This window comes from Ochrobactrum sp. SSR (assembly GCF_030067775.1).
In the GTDB taxonomy this organism is placed as follows: Bacteria; Pseudomonadota; Alphaproteobacteria; order Rhizobiales; family Rhizobiaceae; genus Brucella; species Brucella teleogrylli.
On record NZ_CP125971.1, the window covers coordinates 59,320 to 81,155 of the forward strand.

The window sequence follows — 21,836 nt, forward strand, 5'->3', positions numbered from 1 at the left end:
TGAAACAAAGCTCGATTTTTGATCGCCATTTTTAGTGAGGCCTGTCCGCCTTGCCAGCTCTGCTATCGCCTTCGAATTGTTATGCTTCTACCAATATAAAAAGAGAATTGGACCAACATTAAATCGACAAACGACAAGGGCGAGGGGCAATCCTGTTGGATGCAATCTCGCCGATGTGAATTATCGCGCAAGAAATAAGACAAACATTGTGCGGGCTGATCCCATAGACGAGCAAAAGCCCGCGCCGTGGCAAAGGGTTCTCCTGTTACAAGGACCGGTTGGGCCTGCGTTCCGCCTGCTTCGGAGATATCTGACGCAATTACGCTATCATTGCATTCAAGTGTTGTTCAATCCGGGTGATCGGCTATTTTCCGGGCGACGAAACGGCACACGCGTTTACACGGGCGGTATAGATGGTCTCGAAGACTGGCTGCTTGTTCAAGCGAGCACACAGAACATCACGCACATGGTTCTCTTCGGTTCAGAACGTCCGGTTCACATCATCACGCGCCGAGTGGCCGCGCAACTGAACATAGTCGTGATATCTCTTGAAGAAGAGATATATCCGCCCCGGTGCGATCACACTGGAATTCGGAGCAAACAACGCCTTTTCCCCAATTGCCGGGCAGCTTCCGCCACGCAGATTCCGAATTGATCTTGAAGATGCTTACCCTCCCAATCGGGGTCATTTCTCCGCTATGTGTATCTATGGTGGGCTATATTACGCGTCCGTAACGCTTTGTGGAAAGCGCAGACAACGGCAGCTTATGCGCCGTGATATCGGCATACTCCGTGAGTTGCCCCGCTGGATCAAAAATTTTAGCCGTTGGCTTTGGGGACAATCGAAGCGCAATCATCGACCGCCTGCTGGAGCACAGTGTCGGTCAATATTTTGTGGTGGCTTTGCAGGTTTCACAGGATACCCAGTTGAAACGCTCCGCCCGAGGGTGGGACAATGCGCGTCGGATAACTGAAGTGCTTGATAGCTTTGCAGCATCGGCTCCGCAACATCTGCGGCTGGTTTTCAAAATACATCCGTTGGAGCGGTGTGATGACAATGATCGCAAGCTGATAGACGAACTGTCGGTTAATCTCAGCATCATTGTGATTGCGGAATTATCATCCGCGACGGCCATATCGTCTATTATGATGATATCGCGACGCTGCGGATCGGCTTTGCAGAGGCTTGATCTTGAAAGCCGGCCCTTCCGGCCCGACTTTTGCTTCCGATGGCAAGTTGTTAGCTTGCCTTTTTTTGTAATCAGCGTCAAAGCGCCATTTTCAGAAAGACTGGCTGCAATGACATCTTGTTCGTTCATGCCTTTCTTTTGCAGGGCGTCGCGCGCCTCGGGGAACGTCTTCACTGATGTGCGCAGTTTGGTGAGGTCATCGGCGCTGCGTCTTTCGACTACGGCTTGAACCTCTTTCTGGCTTTCAGCCGGCAGTTCCTTGATATCTACCACAGATACAGTCTGTATGGTTGGGGCTGTTGAAGGTTGCTGAGCCGCTGGCGCAGAATTGGCCGGGGGCTGTGGTGCCTGTTGCTGAGCCATTGCGGCAGGGGTCAGGGCGACGAGAGTTACGAATGCAAGCGATGCAATTCTTGGCATCATCTTTCCTTTCCAGAAATTCTGCTAGAGGCGATTTGGGTGACGGAGCCAGTGCACAGGTCGAATGTGACCGTAATGAGTTTCTTTCGGGGCTATTCCCAGGTTAAACCATGTTTCGGTCAAGGCGCCCGCATCTTAACAAATTGTGTGGGCGACATTCATTGCGTCGTATTTGACCTGTATGTCATGACAAAAATTGCTATAACAGTTCAATCGACACTTTGTCATGATGGAGCCGGTAAGCCTATGTGGAAACCCGTATTGGAGCTGCGCAAAGGCGCAACCAAACACCGACTTCTGACAGAAAAAATTGTCGATGATATCGAGGGCGGTATTCTGCAACCGGCAGCCCGGATGCCTACGCATCGCGAGCTTGCGCATCAACTCGGACTTTCTGTGCAGACTGTCAGTATCAGCTATAAGGAAGCAGAACGACGCGGTTATCTGCGTGGTGAAGTTGGACGCGGAACTTACGTTTGCAATCGCGTCACCGAACTTGCGGACCGTTTCATGCTGGATCGAGATCCGAGCGGCACCGCTGATATGTCGATCATACGAGCTGTCTATACGGAGGCGCATGAGCGGGCCTCCAAGCATCTGTTTGAACAATTGAGCCAAACGGAAAACGCCAGTTTCATGCGTCCATGTCGGCCAATCGCCGGGCTGGATCACCATCGCGCCGTTGCTCAGGAATGGCTGCGTAGCTTATCTGTTGATGTTGATCCGGGCCGTATCGTCATTACCAATGGAGCGGCACATGGCCTGTTTCTTGCGGTCGCGACAATTGTTCAGCCGGGCGAGGTGGTGCTGACGGAACGCTTGACCGACCATGGCATTATCGGGCTCGCAAATGTGCTGGGATTTACCCTGCGCGGCCTGCCAATCGACGAACAAGGTGTCATGCCGGATGCTTTTGAGATGGCGTGCAAAGCTGGGGATGTCCGCGCGCTCGTACTGATACCGACACTGGGCAATCCTACAAGTCATCTCATGTCTGCGCAACGGCGTATGGCGATCGCGGAAATCGCTGCAAGATACGATGTTTGTGTTATCGAAGACGAAGTTTACAAACCGATCCTCGAAGAACGGTTGCCTTCAATGCCGGAATTGCTGCCGGATTTGGGCTTCTTCGTAACAAGCTTCACGAAGACTGTCATGACGGGGCTTCGCACCGGTTATCTCGTTGTTCCATCGCAATATTCCATTCGTGTTGCATCGATTTTGCGCGTGACAAGCTGGAGCGGGGTCAATCTTCTGGGCGAGATGGCAAGCCGCTGGATTGAGGATGGCACCGTCAAGGAACTCATCGAAATCCAACGGGGCGAATTGCGTACAAGACAGGCGCAGGTGAGTGACGTCTTGGGGCCTCTGATCGCAGGGAGTAACCCGTTGTCTCTGTGCGCCTGGCTCAAAATCCCGCGCCACTGGTCGGAAGACGGGTTGGTAAGAGCGCTGGCCAATAAGGGGGTCGCAGTGACGCCATCCGATCCGTTTGTAGCCGGGGCCGACCGCGGCCAAGGGGGCATTCGAATTTGCCTTGGCGGACGGCTGTCACGCACAACCTTGCACAAGGCACTTGAAACCATCCGTGAAACCGCTGCACAACTTCCACCAGTTTATGATGTTGGCGCTATAGCCTGACCCTAAAGGACAGACTGGAGAAACTCCTTGGTGCGCGCTTCTTTCGGTGCTTGAAATATCTGTTCGGGCGTGCCCTGTTCGCAGATGCGCCCTTTGTCGAAAAAGCACACACGATCAGAGACTTCTCGCGCAAAGCGCATTTCGTGGGTAACCAGCAGCATGGTGAGATCATGCTCCTGCGCAAGACTGCGGATGACTGACAACACCTCGCCAACAAGCTGCGGATCCAGCGCCGATGTCGGTTCATCAAACAGCAGGACACGCGGACGCATTGCCAGTGATCGTGCTATGGCAACACGCTGTTGCTGACCGCCCGATAATTGGGATGGATAGTGATCCTTCTTGTCCGAGAGGCCGACAAGAGAAAGCAGGTCCAGCGCGCGTGCTTCGGCTTCCGCACGTTTAAGACCAAGGACATGGACGGGCGCTTCGATGACGTTGCGCATTACGGACATGTGGGGGAAGAGATTGAAGCTCTGAAACACCATCCCGACATGCGATCTGATCTTCCGCAAATGTGCTTCGCTGGCATAAAACGGTTCTTTGCCGCCGGTCTCATGATAGGGCACACCACCCAATTCCAGCGTGCCTTCCTGAAAGGGTTCAAGTGTCATGAGAATGCGCAGCACGGTAGATTTGCCGGATCCGGATGGGCCAATGAGCGTAACTTTTTCGCCTGTTGTGACCGAGAAATTGAACTGATCCAATACGGTCAGTGCTCCAAAGCGTTTGACGACGTTCTGAAAGCGAATGATTTCCTGCGTCATTTGAGAGCGATCCCGTTCTTTGGAAGTGTTCGTTCAAGCAGACGGATGACTGCTGAACAGATGAGTGTCAAAATGAGGAAGATCAGGCCGACCATCGATAGCGGTACGAGATATTCAAAGGTACGATCGCCGATCAAGTTGGCAAGATTGAGCATGTCGACGATGCTGACGACCGAGAGAACCGGCGTTTCCTTCAGCATCGAGACCAGATAGTTGCCCATGGCCGGAATGATCCGGGGAACCGCTTGCGGTATGACGATATCGCGATATGTCCTCCACGGCGTCAGATTGAGCGCGCGGGCCGCTTCCCATTGTCCACGAGGAATGGCCTCAATGCCGCCGCGATAAACTTCGGATGTATAGGCTGAGTATTGCAGGCCGAGCGCCAGAGCGCCGGTTAAAAATGCTGGCAAGACAATGCCATAGACTGGCAGTACGTAATAAAGAAAGAAGAGCTGCACCAAGAGCGGCGTATCCCTCAAGAACTCCACCACAACAGCCGTGGGCCAGGAAACGATTTTGTAACGGCTGCGCCGTAAAAGCGCAAAGACCAGTCCAAGCGCCAAGGCAATGGCAAAACCGGTTGCTGCAGCTTTCAGCGTTACGGTCAGACCGATAGCCAGGATCGGCAAGATCGATATGGCGAAGGACAGTGTGGACGTGGTGTCCCAGGCATAACCATAGATCATGCGAAACCTCCAGCCATGGTCTGGCGGCGAAGGCGTCGTTCCAGCCATCTTATTGCAGTCGCAAGCAAAAGAGCCATCGCGAAATAGCCAAGCAGTGTCAGGGAATAAATGGTCACGCTATCCAATGTCAGGTTGCGCAATCTTTGGGCCTGAAATGTCAGGTCGCTGATAGCGATCAGGGACGCAAGAGCGGTATCCTTGAGATTATGGATGGCGAGATTGCCAAATGCAGGCATCATCTCGACAATAGCCTGCGGCAAGACAATGTGGAACAGCGTGTGTCTTTTGCCAAAATTGAGCGCGCGTGCCGCTTCATGTTGGGCTTCTGGTACGGCCTGCAGCGCACCGCGCACGACCTCGGCACCATAAGCACCGATATTCAGGCCAAGACCCATGATGCCCGTGGTGACGGGGTCAAAGGAAATGCCGATCAGGGGCAAGGCATAGTAGAGCCAGAACAGCTGTACCAGAAGCGACGTGCCCCGGAAGACTTCAATATAGACCACGGCGAGCGCCGATAGGATTCTCCCGCCTGCAAAGCGCGCTATTCCCGCCGCAAACGCGAATATGGTGCCTATCACCATCGAGCTCAAAGCAAGTACGATGGTGACTTGGGCGCCTTTGAAAAGGGCGGGTAAATATTCCGTCCAATGCATAGGGTCGTCTCCCGGGCAGAGAGACCCGCCGATATTATTGAGATCGGCGGGCGCTGATAAGCTTACTTTGCGTTGCAGAGTGCTGCTGTGTCTACAGCGCGTGCAGCTTCTACGCTTTCTTCGCTAAGTCCATATGTTGTCAGGATTTTCTTGTAGTCGTCGGTCTTCTTGAATTCGATAAGCTCTTTGTTAAAAGCTTCATAAAAGTCCTTGTCTTCAGGGCGGAAACTAAAGGCGCCGAAGCTTCGCGCAGATTTCCCCTCAACGACAGGGTCGGTGAATGGATGAGCCTGTTCCAGCTGAGGGGAGTTTTCGACAAGCTTTGCAACCGTGAGTTCGGTTGCAGCATAAGCATCGGCTCGTCCTGTCTGTACGGTGGAGGGCGCATCGGCATTGCCCTGGATCATCACGATCTGGGATTCGTCAATCCCCATTCCATGCAGGAAGTCGATTTGGTCTGCACCTGATACGATAGCGACCTTCAGGGATGGGTCCTTCTTGATGTCGTCATAGGAGTGAATTTTTTTGGGGTTGCCTTTGGGCACCAGAAGACCTTCACCATAGCTGGAATTGGCAACGGTAAACTGCACCTGCTTGCACCGTTCCGGCAAGACATTCTGTTCGGCAGCGACGAATTCAAAACGCTTGGCTTTCAAGCCCGGGATAAGCGAGCCGAATGGCGTGACCGTCCAGTCAACTTCTTCAATGCCAAGTTTTTTGAAGATCGCTGCCGCCACGTCAGGGCCAATACCCTTCGCCGCCCCGCTTTCGTCCATGTAACCATAGGGCATCTCGTTGGCTGTTGCGCCACGGACAAAGCCAGCGCTTTTCAGATCGTCGATCGTGACGGCGTGAGATGGCAGGGTGAGGGCAATGGTTGCTGCCGCAGAAAGCAGGGTAGAAATCGTATAAAGTTTCATACGCATTGTGTTCACTCCTCTTTGAAATTACCGGTTTGTTTTAATCCGGCTTATTGCTTCGGTAGTTCAATGGGTTTCAGTTAACGCGCTACGGGTTCCTCGCAGATTGTGGCAATGACCGAGAGGCAGTCACCCATCTTGACGAGCCCCGGAAAGTGACGGGCAGCCAGAACACCGTCGAGCTTGGCGCGGTGTTCCTGCGGTGCACTGCCGGTTCGCGCTATGTTATGGACGCGGGCGATGAGGTCACCCTTCCAAATTTCGGAACCCAGATCGACGAGCGGTTCCAATAGGCCGTCTGTGTCTGCAAAGCCGAAACAATCCTTTGACGGCATATCGAGCCAGACCGTCGGCGACTGTTCAATCTCACCTTCCAGAATGCCGGAATGGCGCAAAAGGTTGCGCACGCCGCGTTTTGCTATTGCGGCCGTGCGGGCGGATATGGTTCCACCACCTGCGAGCTCGGTTGTCACAAAGACCTTCCCAGCTTCTTCCGCAGTGGTGTCATACATGCCCACCGCATCTATCTCGACCATGCGCATGGAATAGGGCGCGGAGAAGGCCTTGACTGCGGAAAAGCAGCGGCTTTCCTGTACCTTGTCGGGCAGAGCATGTGCAGCCGCATAGGGTAGGAAATCCAGCGTGCGCCCCCCTGAATGGAAGTCCAATACGATGTCGGCTTCTGGCATAAGATAGCGCGTGAAGTAGTCGGCGATTTTCTCCGTGACCGTACCGTCAGGACGGCCCGGAAAACTGCGATTGAGATTGCCCTTGTCGATTGGGGAGGTGCGGGTGCCCTTCTGAAAGGCTGGGAAATTCATCGCAGGAACGATGATGACGCGACCATTGATTTGCTCCGGCTTCAGACTTGCTGCGAGATCATAGAGCGCCACAGGCCCTTCATATTCGTCGCCGTGATTGGCGCCGGTCAGCAGTGCCGTCGGACCATCACCGTTGCGGATCACGCAGATTGGGATCATCACTGAGCCCCATGCGGAATCGTCCCGCGACCACGGCAGCCGCAAATGGCCATGCTGGATTCCATCCCGCGTAAGATCGACAGTGGGTGTGATCGGGGAGGGGCGTGGAGGTGGCGTTGTGTGCATCATGAAACTAGTCCTTGACCACCAGCTTGCGTGGTACCTTTGAAAGGCATTCGACGCCGGTTTCGGTGATGACGATGCTTTCTGTGATTTCCAGCCCCATGGTTTCAAGCCAAAGCCCCGTCATGAAGTGAAAGGTCATGCCTGGCTGCAATTCAGTGCGATCACCAGGCCTCAGGCTCATCGTGCGCTCACCCCAATCTGGCGGATAGGAAAGACCGATCGAATAGCCTGTGCGATTATCTTTAATGATGCCATATTTCTTGAGAACACCGAAAAATCCTGAAGCAATGTCTTCACAGGTGTTGCCGGGCCGGGCAGCCGCGAGACCAGCCTCCATTCCCTCCAGTGTGGCCTTTTCGGCATCGAGAAATGCCTGTGTCGGCTTGCCCAGGAAGACAGTTCGAGACAGCGGGCAATGATAGCGCTTGTAGCACCCCGCAATCTCGAAGAACGTACCTTCGCCGGATTTCATCGGCAAATCGTTCCATGTGAGGTGGGGGGCGGAAGCATCTGCACCAGAGGGCAAGAGCGGTACGATGGCTGGATAATCACCGCCAAATTCGCCCACACCTCGTATTCCGGCGTCATAGATTTCTGCCACAAGATCGCATTTGCGCATGCCCGGTTCTATTGTATCGACGATACGTTTGTGCATCGCTTCGACAATGAGGCCCGCCTTGCGCATGTAGTCGATCTCTGTGGGGCTTTTGACGGCACGTTGCCAATTCACCAGTCCCTGAGCGTCCTTGAACCGCGCATTCGGCAAGTGCCTTTGCAGAGCGTGATGGGCCGCTGCCGTATACCAATAATTGTCGAACTCCACCGCTATCGTTTTATAGCCCCAACCTTTGTCGTCAAGGATGGATGCCAGCAAATCCATGGGGTGACGTTCCAGTGACTGCACATAATGATCCGGATAGCCGATAATGCTGTCGTGGCTGATCCAGGCCGTGCGTTTTGCGCCGTTTCCGTCTTGACGGCGCCCATACCAGATTGGTTCTCCATCCATTGCAAGGACGATGCATTGATGAACATAAAAGGACCAGCCGTCATAACCGGTCAGCCAATGCATGTTGGACGGATCGGTTACAATGATGATATCGAAACCAGCCTTCTCCATAGCGCGTCTGGTCTTGGCAATTCTGGCGTCATACTCGGCGCGGGTGAAATTGAGTTCAACGCTCATTGATTGGCTCCAGCAGATTTGTTCGAGTCGATTTTGGCACCAGCGTCGCGCTTGGTTGCGCGTTCCGTGGCAAGACGTGCAATGGCCGTGTCCTGAACGCCGGTGCCCGTCAGGTCGCAAAATGTGATGTCTTCGGCATTACGGAGGAAACTGCCCCCCTCTGAAATGATCTGTCCGAGTTCAGGGAAATGGGCATCGGCAGCAACGATCCCGGCGTCGATTGCGTGATGCAATTCTCCTAACCTGCGCGTCTGGCTGAGGCTGTCCGCGACATACAGGATCGGTCGGCGAAAGATCTCGGGTTCTATTTCGTTCTTGTGTTCGGCATCCGAACCCATGGCGGTGAGATGTTGCCCCGGCTCCAGCCAGTCAGCCTCGATGAGTGGCTTTTCTGACGGTGTGGTCGTGACGATGATATCGGCCCCCGCACAGGCCTTTCGCGCATCTTCAACGGGAACGACCGGGATTCCTAGCTTCTGTTCCAGGACCGCCGCTGCGCTTGTCGCTTTCTTGAAATCGCGTGCCCAGATGCGGGCTTCCCCGATCCGGCGCACCAGAGTGAGGGCTTCGAGCTGCAATTGGGCCTGTATACCCGCGCCAAAGATTGCGGCTGTGTTGGCGTCTTCTCGGGCCAGATATTTTGCAGCGACCGCGCCCGCTGCTGCGGTGCGCAAGTCAGTCAGATATCCATTGTCGAGCAGCAGGGCTTCGATCAGCCCGGTTTTTGCGGAAAACTGGATCATCAGGCCGTTGGTCGAAGGCAAGCCAATGGAAGGATTGTTGAAGAATCCAGGGCTGATCTTGATCGCGAAACTATCGAGCCCCGGAATATAGGCGGTTTTAACATCGACTTCCCCGCGCTCGGCGGGAATGTCGAGCCGTAGGATCGGCGGCATACGGACGTCTCCACCTGCAAGCGCGCGAAACGCATCTTCGACACAGACGATGGTTTCCAGACCGAGCATAATGAACTGACGAAGATCTGCTTCGCTTAATATCCGCATTTCAGCCATCAGCTCGCTCCCCCACAAAGCCATTCATGATCATGCGATGTTGTTTGGGATCGATATTGCCACCAGAAACAATAATCGCGGTTGGGGTTGAAACTTCAAGTTTGCCACTAAGAAGCGCGCCAACACCAACGGCGGCTGCGCCCTCGATGACTTCATTTTCGTGAAGGGCCATGTGTCTCACACCTGAGGCAATCTCTTCTTCGTCAAGCAAAAGCACGTCATCCAGCAGATCGCGGCACATGGCGAAGGTCCAGCGATTATCTAGACCGATGCCGCCGCCTAGCGAGTCCGCCAGCGAATCCACTTCTTCTACATAGACAGGATGGCCGACGGCGAGACTTGCCTGCATTGCAGCGCCCCGCCGCATTGAGATACCAACTATTCGGGCTTTGGGTTTATGTGCTTTGACTGCGGCGGCGATGCCTGCCGCCAGCCCACCACCGGAAAGCGGGATAAGCACGGTTTCCATGTCAGGCATAGTTTCCAGCAACTCAAGCCCGATGGTTCCTTGGCCCGCGATCACGTGTGGATCATCGAAAGGCGGAACCGCATTCATGTTCTCATCGCGCACAAGACGGACGACTTCCTCCATCGCGTCATCTTGAGACTTTCCGACAATGCGAATATTGGCACCCAGTCGCTCAATCGCCTCGACTTTGTTTCGCGGAACGAGTGAGGAGAGGCAGATAGTGGCTGTGAGACCTTGCAGAGAAGCCGCATGGGCCAATGCGCGGCCATGATTTCCTGTGGAAGCGGTGACAAGTCCAAACTTTCGCTTGGAAGCAGGCACGTTGAGAGCGGCGTTCGTTGCACCACGCAACTTGAAGCTGCCGGTGGTTTGGTGATTTTCAAGTTTGAGGAAGATCGGTGCCCCGGACATTTCACTGAGGCGTTTTGTGCGAACGAGCGGGGTCCGCACAATTTGGCCACGCAGCCTGTCGTGCGCCTGTTCGACTTCCCGGATACTCACCATTGCGGACACGTCTTTCGCCTCTCAAAACTAGTCGAGGAACGGAAAGGCTGCGGCCAATTGCATTGGTGCTGAAATGCAGGACGCAATAATGCACCGTATGCGAAACCGTGTGGTCGCAAGCTCGTTCCCCATGTCTTGAATATTTTCGTTGCAATATGTGTGAAAGACGGGAAAGATCATGTCAATGATTATATTGGATCATTACAATTAGATTTGCGCCACTGTTCTGGCGGCTAGCCTTGCCAGCCCTGTTTGCTCATGCAAGGAAGAGCGCACTGAATTCTCACTGGAACCGGATCAACCGAATGAAATCTGCCCTTAAGCTCGATGCTGTTGATCTGCGTATTCTCGATGCGGTGCAGGAGAATGCGAAAATCACAAAACTTGCATTAGCGGAAAAGGTCGGGCTGTCGCCGACGCCGTGTTGGCTGCGCCTTCGCAAACTGGAAGAAGCTGGCATAGTGACCGGTTATCATGCGCATATCGCCTACCGTAAAGTCGCTCCCATCGCGCATGTCATTGTGCAGATTACACTTGGTAATCATCGTCAAAGTGACTTTGATCGGTTTGAACGTGCCGTTTCGGCGTTGCCGGAAATCATTTCGTGCTGGTCGGTTGGTGGTGGTGTGGACTATTTCCTGATGGTCGCTGCGCGCGATATTGATGGCTACCAGCGGCTGATCGACCGGCTTTTGGACCAGAATATCGGTATCGAGCGCTATTTCACCTATATCGTGACCAAGCTGGTCAAGCATGCGAAGGGCGCTGCGCCACTATCGCTTCTTGCCGACGATCAAGCGTAGACCAAGCGGACTATGCACTGGGCCAAGTTTGGTCCAAATAACCAGTGGCGTCGGTCGCTTTGGTCCAAATCAACGGTGCTCCTATGAGATGCTTTTCCTGAATTGGGAGAAGCATTATGAATGCCGTTCTGGATCATCCGATACAACATGACGGGCTAAAAAGGCTGCGTGAGAAACATCTCTTTCGCGAGCTGGCCTATATCAACGGGCGTTGGGTGGCTGGAGAGAAGGCGGAGACATTTCCGGTTGTGGACCCCGCGACAGGGCAGCGCCTGGCACGGGTCGCAAGCCTGAATGGAACCCAGACGCTTACAGCAATAGATGCGGCGGAAAAGGCCTTTCCTGAATGGGCGCTGTTGCTCCCACAGGAGCGGGCGCGCATTCTGCGGCGATGGTACGAACTGATCGTCCAGAACCAGGATGACCTGGCAGTACTGATGACGCTTGAGCAGGGCAAGCCGCTGACGGAATCCCTCGGCGAGATCGATTATGGCGCGTCTTTCGTTGAATGGTTTGCAGAAGAAGCAAAACGCCTGAACGGTGAAACAATAGCGAGCCATCTGCCCGATGCAGACATGCTGGTACGTCGCGAGGCTCTCGGCGTTGTGGGGCTTGTAACGCCATGGAATTTTCCAAACGCGATGATTACGCGGAAGGCCGCTGCCGCTATCGCAGCGGGTTGTCCGGTCGTTGTTCATCCGTCATCCGAGACGCCGCTTTCCGCACTTGCTCTCGCGGAACTTGGCGAAAGAGCGGGTTTTCCCGCTGGCATCTTCAACGTTGTGACAGGCAAGGCGGCGCCAATCGTCGATACGCTTTGCAATGATACGCGCATACGCGCTTTGAGCTTCACGGGTTCTACTGAGATCGGCAAGCTGATCGCTTCCAAATGTGCGGCAACGGTCAAGCGCCTTGTCATGGAACTTGGCGGGCATGCACCATTGATCATTTTCGATGATGCCGATCTGGAGCGAGCTGTAGACGTGGCCATGGCCGCGAAATTCGCAACCTCCGGTCAGGACTGTTTGGCTGCAAATCGTATTTTTGTTCAGCGCGGCATTCTCGCGTCTTTCACCGAAGCCTTTGCGGCGCGAATTGCTGCGCTCAAGGTGGGCCAAGGCTTTGAAGCGGGAGTAGATATCGGGCCGCTGATGCATAGCCGCGCGGTCGAGAAGGTCGAAGAACACGTGGCGGATGCGCGTTCGCAAGGAGCGCGGGTACTCGTTGGCGGCAATCGCATCGGTGACAATACGTTGTTTTATGAACCGACTTTGCTTGTCGATGTGCCTGATGATGCGGCTATCATGCAGGAAGAAACCTTTGGCCCGGTGGCAGCTATTGCTGCATTCGATCAGGAAGATGAGGTCATCGCGCGGGCCAACGATACAGAATACGGCCTTGTCGCTTATGTTGTGACCGCCAATGGTGCACGGCAGCTGCGGATGGGGCGTGCTCTCGAATACGGCATGGTCGCCATCAATCGCGCCAAGATCACCGGTGCGCCCATACCCTTCGGCGGTTGGAAACAGTCCGGACTGGGACGCGAAGGTTCCCATCACGGCATCCACGCTTTCACTGAACTCAAATATCTCTGCATCGATACCGCCGCATGAATGTGTCGCGCAATGAAAGGAAACTGACAGTGTTAAACAACAGCAACGAATTGACCGCGTGGGACCGCGATCATTTTTTCCACCCATCGACACATATGGGCATGCATGCACGTGGTGAGACTCCAACCCGTGTGTTGGACGATGGCAAGGGTGTGTTTATCACCGACGTGAATGGACGTCAGAGCCTTGACGCCTTTGCCGGACTATACTGTGTGAATGTCGGCTATGGCCGTAAGGAGATCGCCGATGCGATCGCTGAACAGGCCCATAAACTCGCCTACTATCATGCCTATGTAGGCCATGGTACGGAAGTGTCAATTACGCTTGCCAAGATGATTATCGATCGTGCGCCCGATCATATGAGCCGCGTCTATTTCGGCTTGTCGGGTTCCGACGCCAATGAAACCAACATCAAACTGATATGGTATTACAACAATATTCTGGGGCGCCCCGAGAAGAAGAAAATCATCTCGCGCTGGCGCGGTTATCATGGCTCCGGCGTCATGACCGGCAGTTTGACCGGTCTTGCGACTTTCCATAACGCCTTTGATCTGCCGCGTGCGCCCATCTTGCATACGCAGGCGCCTTACTTTTTCCGCCGCGAAGATCGCTCGATGAACGAAGAGCAATTCTCACAATATTGCGCCGACAAGCTTGAAGAGATGATCCTGGCGGAAGGGCCTGACACAATTGCTGCTTTCATCGGCGAGCCTGTGCTGGGTACGGGGGGTATCGTGCCGCCTCCAGCAGGATATTGGCAGAAGATACAGGCCGTGCTCGACAAATACGACATTCTGCTCGTGGCAGACGAAGTCGTGACAGGCTTTGGCCGCCTCGGCAGCATGTTTGGCTCAGACCATTACGGGATGAAACCCGATCTGATTACCATCGCCAAGGGATTGACATCGGCATATGCGCCACTTTCCGGATCGATCGTCTCGGATCGCATGTGGGAAGTGTTGGTCAAGGGATCAGACAAGATGGGAGCGATTGGTCATGGCTGGACCTATTCGGCGCATCCGATCTGTGCTGCTGCCGGTGTAGCAAATCTGAAGCTCATTGACGAACTGAAGCTGGTGGAGAATGCTGGTTCAACCGGCGCTTATTTCCGCAAGGCGCTTCAGGACGCTATCGGCGATCACAAGCATGTCGGAGATGTGCGCGGTGAGGGGCTGATGGCTGCTATCGAGTTTGTGGAAGATCGCGATGATCGTCAATTCTTCGACCCGTCACTCAAGATTGGCGCACAAATTTCGGCCGCCCTTCTTGCCAATGGCGTCATCGGGCGTGCAATGCCCGAAGGTGACATTCTGGGCTTTGCGCCTCCGCTTTGTCTGACGCAGGAAGAAGCGGATCAGGTCGTTTCTGCAACGAAAGCGGCGATTGAAAGCGTTTTCGCAGACCGGTGATAACAAGGCCGCACGGGGCCAACTTCACGAGGAAGTGGCCCCACCTTGTTGACGATATTTCTGCATTCTGCGACATTCGCTTTATGCAGAACTCCATCCCCATTAATCAGGACTACCTTGTTACAAGGCTTAAAGCGCTTCTTTCGATACCAAGCCCAACGGGTTTTACGGATGAAGCCGTCCGCTATGTCGCCCGTGAACTGGAAATGCTCGGTCTGGAAGTGATGCTGACCAGACGCGGTGCAATTCGGGCCCGTAGACCGGGCGCATCCCGGCGCCCGGCGCGGGGTATCGTATCGCATGTGGATACATTAGGCGCGCAGGTTAAGTACCTGAAAGATAACGGTCGTCTTGAACTGGTCTCTATCGGAAACTGGTCTGCCCGTTTCGCAGAAGGCGCACGGGTTTCCATCTTTTCCGGCAAGGGAACCTATCGCGGGTCCATCCTGCCATTAAAGGCATCCGGGCACACCTTCAACGAAGAAGTCGACACTCAGCCGGTCGGCTGGCCCCATGTCGAATTGCGGGTTGATGCACTGGCACGCAACAAGGAAGACCTTGTTCAGCTTGGGATTGATGTGGGCGATATTGTTGCTGTCGATCCCGCGCCAGAGTTTATTGATAACGGCTTCATCGTCTCTCGCCATCTGGATGACAAGGCAGGCGTGGCCATCATGCTCGCCTCACTCGAAGCCATGCAGCGAGGCGGGATCGAAACGCCGGTTGACACCTATTGGCTCTTCACCATCGGCGAAGAAGTTGGGGTCGGCGCGTCGGCTGTGGTGGTTCCCGATATTGCCTCTCTCGTTGCCATCGATAATGGAACGACCGCGCCGGGGCAAAACTCGTCGGAATTCGGCGTAACGCTCGCTATGGCCGACCAGACGGGGCCCTTCGATTATCATCTGACCAAGAAGCTTTATGAACTCTGTGGCGAACAAGATATTCAGGTACAGAAAGACGTGTTCCGGTATTATCGCTCGGATGCGGCTTCTGCCGTGGAGGCAGGGCATGACGTACGGACCGCGCTGTTAACATTCGGCGTTGATGCGTCCCATGGGTATGAGCGCATTCATTTGAGCGCCTTGACCTCAATTGCTAAACTGGCCGTTCATTATGCAATGAGCGACGTGGAAATTAAACGTGACGCCGAAGAAACAGCCAAGGGTTTGAAGGGCTTTACGCATCAAAAATCCACCAAAGCCGAGCAGGATTTGAAGCCTGAAGACACTCCCGCCGAATAGCAGAAACCTTCACAGTTTAAGGGCGGGCCGAGGTCCGCCTTTTTCAGCAGTATGAAATTTATTATGATAATTAGTTGATCCAGAAAAGTTTATGCCTATAAATTAGTGTTAGCTAAATAGGCATAACGAAAGGGGATCGCTCGATGAGAAGATTATTTCGTGCTGCGCTGGCGGCAATGGCGCTCGCAATTGCGGGGCCGGCAATGCCGTCACTGGCTCAAACGCCGCCCAACGTGCTGATCGTGGGGCAGATTGCGGAGCCGCAATCGCTCGATCCGCATACAGTCACCGCAACCAATGATTTCCGTATTCTGGTCAATATCTATGATGGTCTCGTGCGCTATAAGGATGGGACACTCGAGGTTGAGCCTGCATTGGCCGAAAGCTGGACCATTTCAGATGACGGCAAGACTTATCGGTTCAAGCTGCGTCAGGGTATCAAATTTCATGATGGGTCCGATTTCAACGCCGAGGCGGTGAAGTTCAACTTTGATCGGATGTTGAAGGAGGATCATCCTTTCTACAACACCGGGCCATTTCCCCTTTCCTTCAATTTCTCGTCGATTGAAGCCGTCAATGCGATTGATCCGACAACAGTCGAGTTCAAATTGAAAGAGCCATTTGCGCCATTTCTGTCCAATCTGGCTTATCCGACGGGTCTTATCGTTTCGCCCGAAGCTGTGAAGAAATATGGCAAGGAGTTTGGGCGGCATCCATCGGGAACAGGTCCGTTCAAATTTACCGAATGGCAATCCGGTCAACGCGTTGTGGTGGAACGAAACCCCGATTACTGGGACGGCGCGCCCGCTTTGGAAGCCGTTGTGTTCCGCCCAATAACTGATCCGAATACCCGCGTTGCAGAAATGATGGCTGGTGGCCTCGATGTCATGGTGGAAGTGCCGCCAGACAATCTTGCCACGTTCAAACAGGACGCGAATTTTGCCGTAGCGGAACAGGCCGGACCTCATGTCTGGTTCACTATTCTGAATGCAAAAACTGGCCCTTTCGCTGATAAGAAGGTACGGCAGGCTGCAAATTATGCAGTCAACAGACAGGCGCTTGTCGATAATGTTTTGCAAGGCTCCGCGACTGTTGCAGCCGGTCCCATTCCACCGGCGTTCAACTGGGTTGAAGACAAGACGGAGGCTTATCCCTATGACCCCGAAAAGGCCAAAGCATTGCTGGCCGAGGCCGGTGTCACCAATCCGGAAATCACTTTCTATGTGACAGAGGGCGGCTCTGGCATGCTTGATCCCATCACCATGGGGGCGGCGATCCAGGCGGATCTTCAGGCCGTTGGGTTCAAGGTTAAAATCGAGACTTACGAATGGAACACCTTTCTGGGCCGCGTGAACACGGGTCTCGAAGGCAAAGCCGATATGGCCGAAATGGCGTGGATGACCAATGACCCGGATACTGTGCCGTATCTGACGCTGCGGACTGATGCCTTGCCTGACAAGGGCGGATTTAATTCCGGCTATTATTCCAACCCGCAACTGGACGCGCTTCTTGAAAAAGCGCGCACGTCGAACAGCCAGGCCGAACGCGGCAAGCTCTACGGCGAGGTACAGGCGATTGTGCATGACGACGCGCCATGGCTTTTCGTAGCCAATTGGAAACAGAATGCGGTGACAACCGCTGCCGTCAAAGGCCTCAAGCTGCAACCGTCCTTCCTGCTGCATCTGAAAACGGTGACAAAGGAGTAAGCCTCAAACCCGCTTGCCAAAGTCTAGGGCAGCAGTATCTCGGATTTAAAGGAGGGCTTGAAATGCCAGCCTATATTTTAAAACGCCTTGTAGCGGTGATCCCCGTGTTGCTGGGACTTTCGATCATTGTTTTTCTCGTGATGGCCATGATCCCCGGCGACACGGCAACCGCATTGCTCGGCTCCTATGCAACGCCTGAAAACGTCGAGCGGGTAAACCGCGATCTTGGTCTGGATAAGCCTCTCGTGCAGCAGTATTTCATCTGGATCAGCAATCTGCTGCATGGCGATTTCGGCCGTTCCTTCGTTCTCAACAGGCCGGTACTCGATGAGGTTCTGGAACGATTTCATGCGACACTGATCCTGGCTGGCGTGGCGCTCGTCCTGTGTTCCATCGTCGGATTGCTGGCGGGCATCGTCTCAGCCGTACGTCAGTTTGGTTGGGCGGACAGGGCGATCACCTTCGTCGTTCTTGCTGGAATTTCCATCCCCTCATTTTGGCTCGGTCTCCTGCTGATTTATCTTTTCGCTGTTCATTGGCGAATTCTGCCCGCATCCGGTATGTATGCCGTCTATGGCGGCGGTGATCTGAAGGACTTGATCTGGCACCTGATCTTACCTGCTGCAACACTTGCCGTTGTGGCGGCGGGTGTTATCGCCCGATTGACGCGCAGCGCGATGCTGGAAGTTTTGCGACAAGACTATATCCGCACCGCCCGCGCCAAGGGGCTGAACGAGCGACGAGTGATCTACCGCCATGCGTTTCGCGCTGCACTTGTCAGTGTCATTCCCGTGATCGGTATACAGGCAGGGTTTGTGCTGGGCGGAGCGGTCTATATCGAAACCGTATTTCAATGGCCGGGCATAGGCGCGATGCTGGTGAAGGCAATATCCACGCGCGATATTCTGCTGGTCCAAGGCGGTGTGCTTGTGGTGGCTGCGAGCTACGTCCTTTTCAATCTGGTTGCCGATATTTTCCAGACCATGCTTGATCCGAGGATCCGCACATGAGTTTGCTGACACAAAGTGCGGCGGTTGCGGCGCAGACACGATTGACCTCATGGGGGCTGCTCATGAGCAATCGGCTGGCCGCTTTCGGCTTTTTTCTACTGGTCGCGATCTGCCTTGTCGTTCTGGCGGCGCCTTTGCTGCCGTTACCCGATCCGGATGCCACGTCACCCGCGACGCGGTTGCAGCCCTTGTTCACGTCCGGCCATTTGCTTGGAACGGATCAACTGGGCCGGGATATCCTAAGCCGGGTCATCTGGGGGACGCGTGTATCGGTCGCAGTGGGTTTTGCTGCTACTTTGATCGCGGCTGTTATCGGTTCTTCTATCGGTCTGGTCGCTGGCTTTGTGGGTGGGCGCACCGATAATCTGATGATGCGCGGTGTCGATATGCTGATGGCATTTCCCTATATCCTGCTTGCTTTGGCGATTGTCGCAGTTCTTGGCCCCGGACTGATGAATGCGCTGTTTGCAATAGCCGTCGTCAATATCCCGTTCTTTGCGCGCAATGTACGCGGTGTTACGCTGGGTCTCGCACATCGCGAATTCATCGACGCGGCGCGGCTTTCTGGAAAAAGCCCCATCTCGATATTAGCGAGCGAAGTCCTTCCCAATGTGATGCCGGTAATCGTCATCACCATGTCTACGACTGCCGGCTGGATGATCCTCGAAACGGCTGGTCTCAGCTTTCTCGGTCTGGGCGCGCAGCCGCCACAAGCTGATCTGGGTTCGATGCTGGGTGAGGGCAGGGCGCAGCTCTTCAATGCCGCGCATGTGTCGATTGTTCCGGGGCTGATGATTTTCCTGCTTGTGATTAGCTTGAATGTCCTTGGAGACGGTGTACGCGACGTTCTTGATCCACGCCTACGGTCCGGTGCCCTTGCGCGTCCCGGTGCACGAACCGACGTCGCCAGAGATCGAGTTACAAAACCCGAAATATTGGGCAATGCGGCATTGTCGATTGATGGGTTGGAAACAGGGTTCGTCAGCGGCGGGCATTTCTCCCCTGCCGTCAAAAATGTTTCTCTCCAGTTGGAACGGGGGGGAATGTCTCGGCCTCATTGGAGAAAGCGGATCAGGAAAGAGCGTTACTGCGCTTTCAATCATGGGGCTTGTCGCATCGCCGCCCGGGCTTATCCGCAATGGCTCCATATTTCTTGAGGGCAGGGATGTGCTTTCCATGCCGGAGACTGAACTGACGGCCCTTCGCGGCAGCAAGGTGGCCTATGTGTTTCAGGACCCGCTCACGACATTGCATCCGATGTATTCCATCGGCTGGCAGGTCGAAGAAGCGATCGGAGCGCATCGGCGCATCACCGCAACGGAGCGGCGCGCGCAAGCAATAGCACTGCTTGAGAAAGTTGGCATTCCAGACGCCAGGGAACGCGCCAGTCACTATCCGCATCAGCTTTCCGGCGGCCAGCGCCAGCGTGTTGGCATTGCAATGGCTCTGGCAAATGATCCCGATATCATCATCGCCGACGAACCGACGACGGCGCTCGATGTAACGGTACAGGCCAAAATTCTCGATTTGCTGCGCGAATTGCAGCGTGAACGCGGCATCGCGCTGTTGTTCATCACCCATGACTTTGGCGTGGTTTCAGAAATCTGCGATCGCGTTGCGGTGATGAAGGATGGCGAGATTGTCGAGACGGGCACGGCGAGGGCAGTCCTGTCCAACCCGCAGCATGACTATACCAAGCGGCTCATTGCGTGCGTGCCAGAACTCGGACAGGGCGCAAGTTTTTTGAACAAAGTAGCTAAAGTCTTTGGACGCGGGAATAAAGGCATGACAGCATGAGTGAAATTGCTATCAGTGCACGCGATCTGACCAAAACCTTTGGCGGGGGACGAACGCTCTTCGGTCGAAAACGCCATCAGGTTGATGCGGTTAAAAAAGTATCTCTTGATTTGCGGCGGGGGAGACCCTTGCCGTGGTCGGCGAAAGCGGCTCCGGCAAGAGCACCCTTGCGCGCATGTTTGTCGGGCTGACGGAACCCACAAGTGGGACCATGACAATCGCGGATCGCGATGCGACCGATCTGCGCAAAGCGGGGGCTTCAGCATTTGGCAAGGTCATCCAATACGTCTTTCAGGACCCTGTCGCTTCGCTCAACCCCCGCAAGACAATAGGACAAATTCTTGACGTTCCGCTTAAGCTTCTGGGCAAACTCGACACGGCGCAGCGCAAGCAGAAGATGGTGCAACTGCTTGATGCCGTGCAGATGCCAAAAGACACGCTGGAACGCTATCCGCATGAGTTCTCTGGCGGGCAAGCACAGCGGATTGCAATAGCGCGAACACTCGCAGCGGAGGCCGAGATTATCGTGCTGGATGAACCAGTCAGTGCACTTGATGTTTCGGTGCAGGCTCAGGTTCTGTTGCTTCTGGACCAGCTCAAACGGGAGTTCGATCTCTCCTATCTTTTTATAAGTCACGACCTTGCGGTTGTGGAAGCAATTTCAGATCGGGTGGCGGTGATGTATTTCGGAGAAATTGTGGAAGAAGCCCCGACCCGCGATCTTTTCGCTCATCCGCAACACGCCTATACGCGACAATTGCTGGAAAGCGCACCCCGCATCAGGAAAGAGTAGAAGCGTATGGTCAAGACGGACCTTAAAAACAAGGACGAAACACGGGCGCGTGCGCGCGTGAATAAAGCCAAGCGTAGGCCGGAAGAGATCGCCGATCGCATCAAGGATTTCATTAGGGCGAAAACCTTGGAGCCCGGGGACCGGTTGCCTCAGGAAAAGGAATTGATCGATCAGTTCAAAGCCGCCAAGGGGACTGTTCGTGAGGCAATGAAAGCACTTGAAACGCAAGGGCTTATCTATACGCGCAGCGGGCCGGGCGGCGGCGCATTTGTGGCGGAGCCATCGGCACGACATGCTATGGAAATGCTGGGCAGCTTCTTCTTCTTCGATCAGCCAAGCTTGAGCGAAATCTACTCCATCCGCAAACTTCTGGAACCGGAAATTGCGGCATTGCTGGCAGGCAGGCTCATGCAAGGCGATATCATCCAACTGGAAAACACCATGCGCCTTTATGATCGCCCGCCTATCGATCTGGACGACCAGTGCCAGCAGCGTGTGGCGGAACTCGATTTCCATTCGCTGCTGGCGCGATTGTGTCCTGACCGACTGCTCGGTTTCATCTGCGGGCTGACGCACCATCTTCTGCGGAACCTGCCTGTCGCACGGAGCATCTATGCAGATCCCACGCCTGCATCCCGTGAAGCTGGCCTTGTTTTCCAGCACCGCCTGCTGGCCGCACTTATAGAGGACAGACCAGAGGATGCACGACGCATCGCCTACGAACATATGCTAGCTGCCGAAGATTATATGCTCGCGAAGGCCAAGACAGTTGGCGGAGCGGATTAGGAAAAACCGATAAAATTGGGAACCATCCCGGCGCTCCTGCATTTGCAACTATGAGGGCCGCCGCCAGTTGTTATGCGACGGCCCCTTTCGTGAGGGCATAGCCCGTAAGCTGTG

At 54.6% G+C, this 21,836-nt stretch carries 17 protein-coding genes and 2 pseudogenes; 11 read left to right on the plus strand and 8 right to left on the minus strand.

The genetic code is table 11. From position 1 onward, the window contains the following. Nucleotides 1-894 precede the first annotated feature (894 nt). Together QLQ11_RS17730 and QLQ11_RS17735 are read left to right on the plus strand one after the other, a co-directional pair. Entirely contained in the window at nucleotides 895-1,419 is a 525-nt protein-coding gene (locus QLQ11_RS17730) for a hypothetical protein (RefSeq protein WP_371836080.1), read from the plus strand. 437 nt (nucleotides 1,420-1,856) lie between these two features. Continuing rightward, entirely contained in the window at nucleotides 1,857-3,251 is a 1,395-nt protein-coding gene (locus QLQ11_RS17735; RefSeq protein WP_121537934.1) for a PLP-dependent aminotransferase family protein, read from the plus strand. 2 nt (nucleotides 3,252-3,253) lie between these two features. On the opposite strand, the gene ehuA is transcribed toward QLQ11_RS17735, so the two are convergent. From ehuA to eutB, 8 genes are all read right to left on the minus strand, one after another. Next, nucleotides 3,254-4,018 (minus strand): ectoine/hydroxyectoine ABC transporter ATP-binding protein EhuA, encoded by a 765-nt coding sequence (gene ehuA / locus QLQ11_RS17740; RefSeq protein ID WP_121537932.1) that lies wholly within the window; start codon nucleotides 4,016-4,018, stop codon nucleotides 3,254-3,256. Continuing rightward, nucleotides 4,015-4,707, minus strand: a complete 693-nt coding sequence (gene ehuD / locus QLQ11_RS17745) for an ectoine/hydroxyectoine ABC transporter permease subunit EhuD (RefSeq protein WP_121537930.1) — start codon at nucleotides 4,705-4,707, stop codon at nucleotides 4,015-4,017. Before ehuD ends, ehuA begins: the two co-directional genes overlap by 4 nt. After that, a complete protein-coding gene (ehuC, locus tag QLQ11_RS17750) occupies nucleotides 4,704-5,363 on the minus strand; it encodes an ectoine/hydroxyectoine ABC transporter permease subunit EhuC (RefSeq protein WP_121537928.1) in 660 nt (219 codons plus the stop codon). The genes ehuD and ehuC overlap by 4 nt, the downstream gene beginning before the upstream one ends. A 62-nt stretch (nucleotides 5,364-5,425) precedes the next feature. After that, the gene (gene ehuB / locus QLQ11_RS17755) at nucleotides 5,426-6,289 is read right to left on the minus strand and encodes an ectoine/hydroxyectoine ABC transporter substrate-binding protein EhuB (RefSeq protein WP_121537926.1); all 864 of its coding nucleotides are present in this window, start codon (nucleotides 6,287-6,289) and stop codon (nucleotides 5,426-5,428) included. Between the two features lie 74 nt (nucleotides 6,290-6,363). Then, nucleotides 6,364-7,392, minus strand: coding sequence for a N(2)-acetyl-L-2,4-diaminobutanoate deacetylase DoeB (gene doeB / locus QLQ11_RS17760; RefSeq protein WP_121537924.1), 1,029 nt, complete (start codon nucleotides 7,390-7,392; stop codon nucleotides 6,364-6,366). 4 nt (nucleotides 7,393-7,396) lie between these two features. Next, nucleotides 7,397-8,575, minus strand: coding sequence for an ectoine hydrolase DoeA (gene doeA / locus QLQ11_RS17765; RefSeq protein ID WP_121537922.1), 1,179 nt, complete (start codon nucleotides 8,573-8,575; stop codon nucleotides 7,397-7,399). Then, on the minus strand, nucleotides 8,572-9,588 hold the full coding sequence (locus QLQ11_RS17770; RefSeq protein WP_121537920.1) for a cyclodeaminase: 1,017 nt from the start codon (nucleotides 9,586-9,588) through the stop codon (nucleotides 8,572-8,574). Before QLQ11_RS17770 ends, doeA begins: the two co-directional genes overlap by 4 nt. After that, nucleotides 9,581-10,561, minus strand: coding sequence for a hydroxyectoine utilization dehydratase EutB (gene eutB, locus QLQ11_RS17775; protein WP_121537919.1), 981 nt, complete (start codon nucleotides 10,559-10,561; stop codon nucleotides 9,581-9,583). The genes QLQ11_RS17770 and eutB overlap by 8 nt, the downstream gene beginning before the upstream one ends. A gap of 305 nt (nucleotides 10,562-10,866) precedes the next feature. Between eutB and QLQ11_RS17780 the strand changes: the two genes are divergently transcribed. The 9 genes and pseudogenes from QLQ11_RS17780 to QLQ11_RS17820 all read left to right on the plus strand — a co-directional run bounded on the left by QLQ11_RS17780 (nucleotide 10,867) and on the right by QLQ11_RS17820 (nucleotide 21,722). Continuing rightward, nucleotides 10,867-11,364: an Lrp/AsnC family transcriptional regulator gene (locus QLQ11_RS17780; RefSeq protein ID WP_121537917.1), complete on the plus strand. Its 498-nt coding sequence runs from the start codon at nucleotides 10,867-10,869 to the stop codon at nucleotides 11,362-11,364. A gap of 116 nt (nucleotides 11,365-11,480) precedes the next feature. Next, nucleotides 11,481-12,977: an NAD-dependent succinate-semialdehyde dehydrogenase gene (locus QLQ11_RS17785; RefSeq protein WP_121537915.1), complete on the plus strand. Its 1,497-nt coding sequence runs from the start codon at nucleotides 11,481-11,483 to the stop codon at nucleotides 12,975-12,977. Nucleotides 12,978-13,006: 29 nt separating this feature from the next. Continuing rightward, nucleotides 13,007-14,386 carry an aspartate aminotransferase family protein gene (locus QLQ11_RS17790; protein WP_121537992.1) on the plus strand — a complete coding sequence of 460 codons (1,380 nt, stop codon included), beginning with the start codon at nucleotides 13,007-13,009 and terminating at the stop codon, nucleotides 14,384-14,386. 83 nt (nucleotides 14,387-14,469) lie between these two features. Beyond that, nucleotides 14,470-15,630 (plus strand): osmoprotectant NAGGN system M42 family peptidase, encoded by a 1,161-nt coding sequence (locus QLQ11_RS17795; protein ID WP_121537913.1) that lies wholly within the window; start codon nucleotides 14,470-14,472, stop codon nucleotides 15,628-15,630. Nucleotides 15,631-15,773: 143 nt separating this feature from the next. Beyond that, the gene (locus QLQ11_RS17800; RefSeq protein WP_121537911.1) at nucleotides 15,774-17,336 is read left to right on the plus strand and encodes an ABC transporter substrate-binding protein; all 1,563 of its coding nucleotides are present in this window, start codon (nucleotides 15,774-15,776) and stop codon (nucleotides 17,334-17,336) included. A 62-nt stretch (nucleotides 17,337-17,398) separates the two neighbouring features. Continuing rightward, entirely contained in the window at nucleotides 17,399-18,346 is a 948-nt protein-coding gene (locus tag QLQ11_RS17805) for an ABC transporter permease (RefSeq protein ID WP_121537909.1), read from the plus strand. After that, nucleotides 18,343-20,143: pseudogene (locus QLQ11_RS17810) on the plus strand (dipeptide/oligopeptide/nickel ABC transporter permease/ATP-binding protein). Before QLQ11_RS17805 ends, QLQ11_RS17810 begins: the two are co-directional and overlap by 4 nt. Then, nucleotides 20,140-20,936, plus strand: a pseudogene (locus tag QLQ11_RS17815) (ATP-binding cassette domain-containing protein). The pseudogenes QLQ11_RS17810 and QLQ11_RS17815 overlap by 4 nt, the downstream one beginning before the upstream one ends. A 6-nt stretch (nucleotides 20,937-20,942) precedes the next feature. After that, nucleotides 20,943-21,722 carry a FadR/GntR family transcriptional regulator gene (locus QLQ11_RS17820; RefSeq protein WP_121537903.1) on the plus strand — a complete coding sequence of 260 codons (780 nt, stop codon included), beginning with the start codon at nucleotides 20,943-20,945 and terminating at the stop codon, nucleotides 21,720-21,722. Nucleotides 21,723-21,836 lie beyond the last annotated feature (114 nt).

Bases quoted from the DNA above. Each gene is read 5' to 3' on its own strand.
- QLQ11_RS17735 (WP_121537934.1), top strand. From the start codon at position 1,857: ATGTGGAAACCCGTATTGGAGCTGCGCAAAGGCGCAACCAAACACCGA.
- ehuA (WP_121537932.1), bottom strand. From the start codon at position 4,018: ATGACGCAGGAAATCATTCGCTTTCAGAACGTCGTCAAACGCTTTGGA.
- ehuD (WP_121537930.1), bottom strand. From the start codon at position 4,707: ATGATCTATGGTTATGCCTGGGACACCACGTCCACACTGTCCTTCGCC.
- ehuC (WP_121537928.1), bottom strand. From the start codon at position 5,363: ATGCATTGGACGGAATATTTACCCGCCCTTTTCAAAGGCGCCCAAGTC.
- ehuB (WP_121537926.1), bottom strand. From the start codon at position 6,289: ATGCGTATGAAACTTTATACGATTTCTACCCTGCTTTCTGCGGCAGCA.
- doeB (WP_121537924.1), bottom strand. From the start codon at position 7,392: ATGATGCACACAACGCCACCTCCACGCCCCTCCCCGATCACACCCACT.
- doeA (WP_121537922.1), bottom strand. From the start codon at position 8,575: ATGAGCGTTGAACTCAATTTCACCCGCGCCGAGTATGACGCCAGAATT.
- QLQ11_RS17770 (WP_121537920.1), bottom strand. From the start codon at position 9,588: ATGGCTGAAATGCGGATATTAAGCGAAGCAGATCTTCGTCAGTTCATT.
- eutB (WP_121537919.1), bottom strand. From the start codon at position 10,561: ATGGTGAGTATCCGGGAAGTCGAACAGGCGCACGACAGGCTGCGTGGC.
- QLQ11_RS17780 (WP_121537917.1), top strand. From the start codon at position 10,867: ATGAAATCTGCCCTTAAGCTCGATGCTGTTGATCTGCGTATTCTCGAT.
- QLQ11_RS17785 (WP_121537915.1), top strand. From the start codon at position 11,481: ATGAATGCCGTTCTGGATCATCCGATACAACATGACGGGCTAAAAAGG.
- QLQ11_RS17795 (WP_121537913.1), top strand. From the start codon at position 14,470: ATGCAGAACTCCATCCCCATTAATCAGGACTACCTTGTTACAAGGCTT.
- QLQ11_RS17800 (WP_121537911.1), top strand. From the start codon at position 15,774: ATGAGAAGATTATTTCGTGCTGCGCTGGCGGCAATGGCGCTCGCAATT.
- QLQ11_RS17805 (WP_121537909.1), top strand. From the start codon at position 17,399: ATGCCAGCCTATATTTTAAAACGCCTTGTAGCGGTGATCCCCGTGTTG.
- QLQ11_RS17820 (WP_121537903.1), top strand. From the start codon at position 20,943: ATGGTCAAGACGGACCTTAAAAACAAGGACGAAACACGGGCGCGTGCG.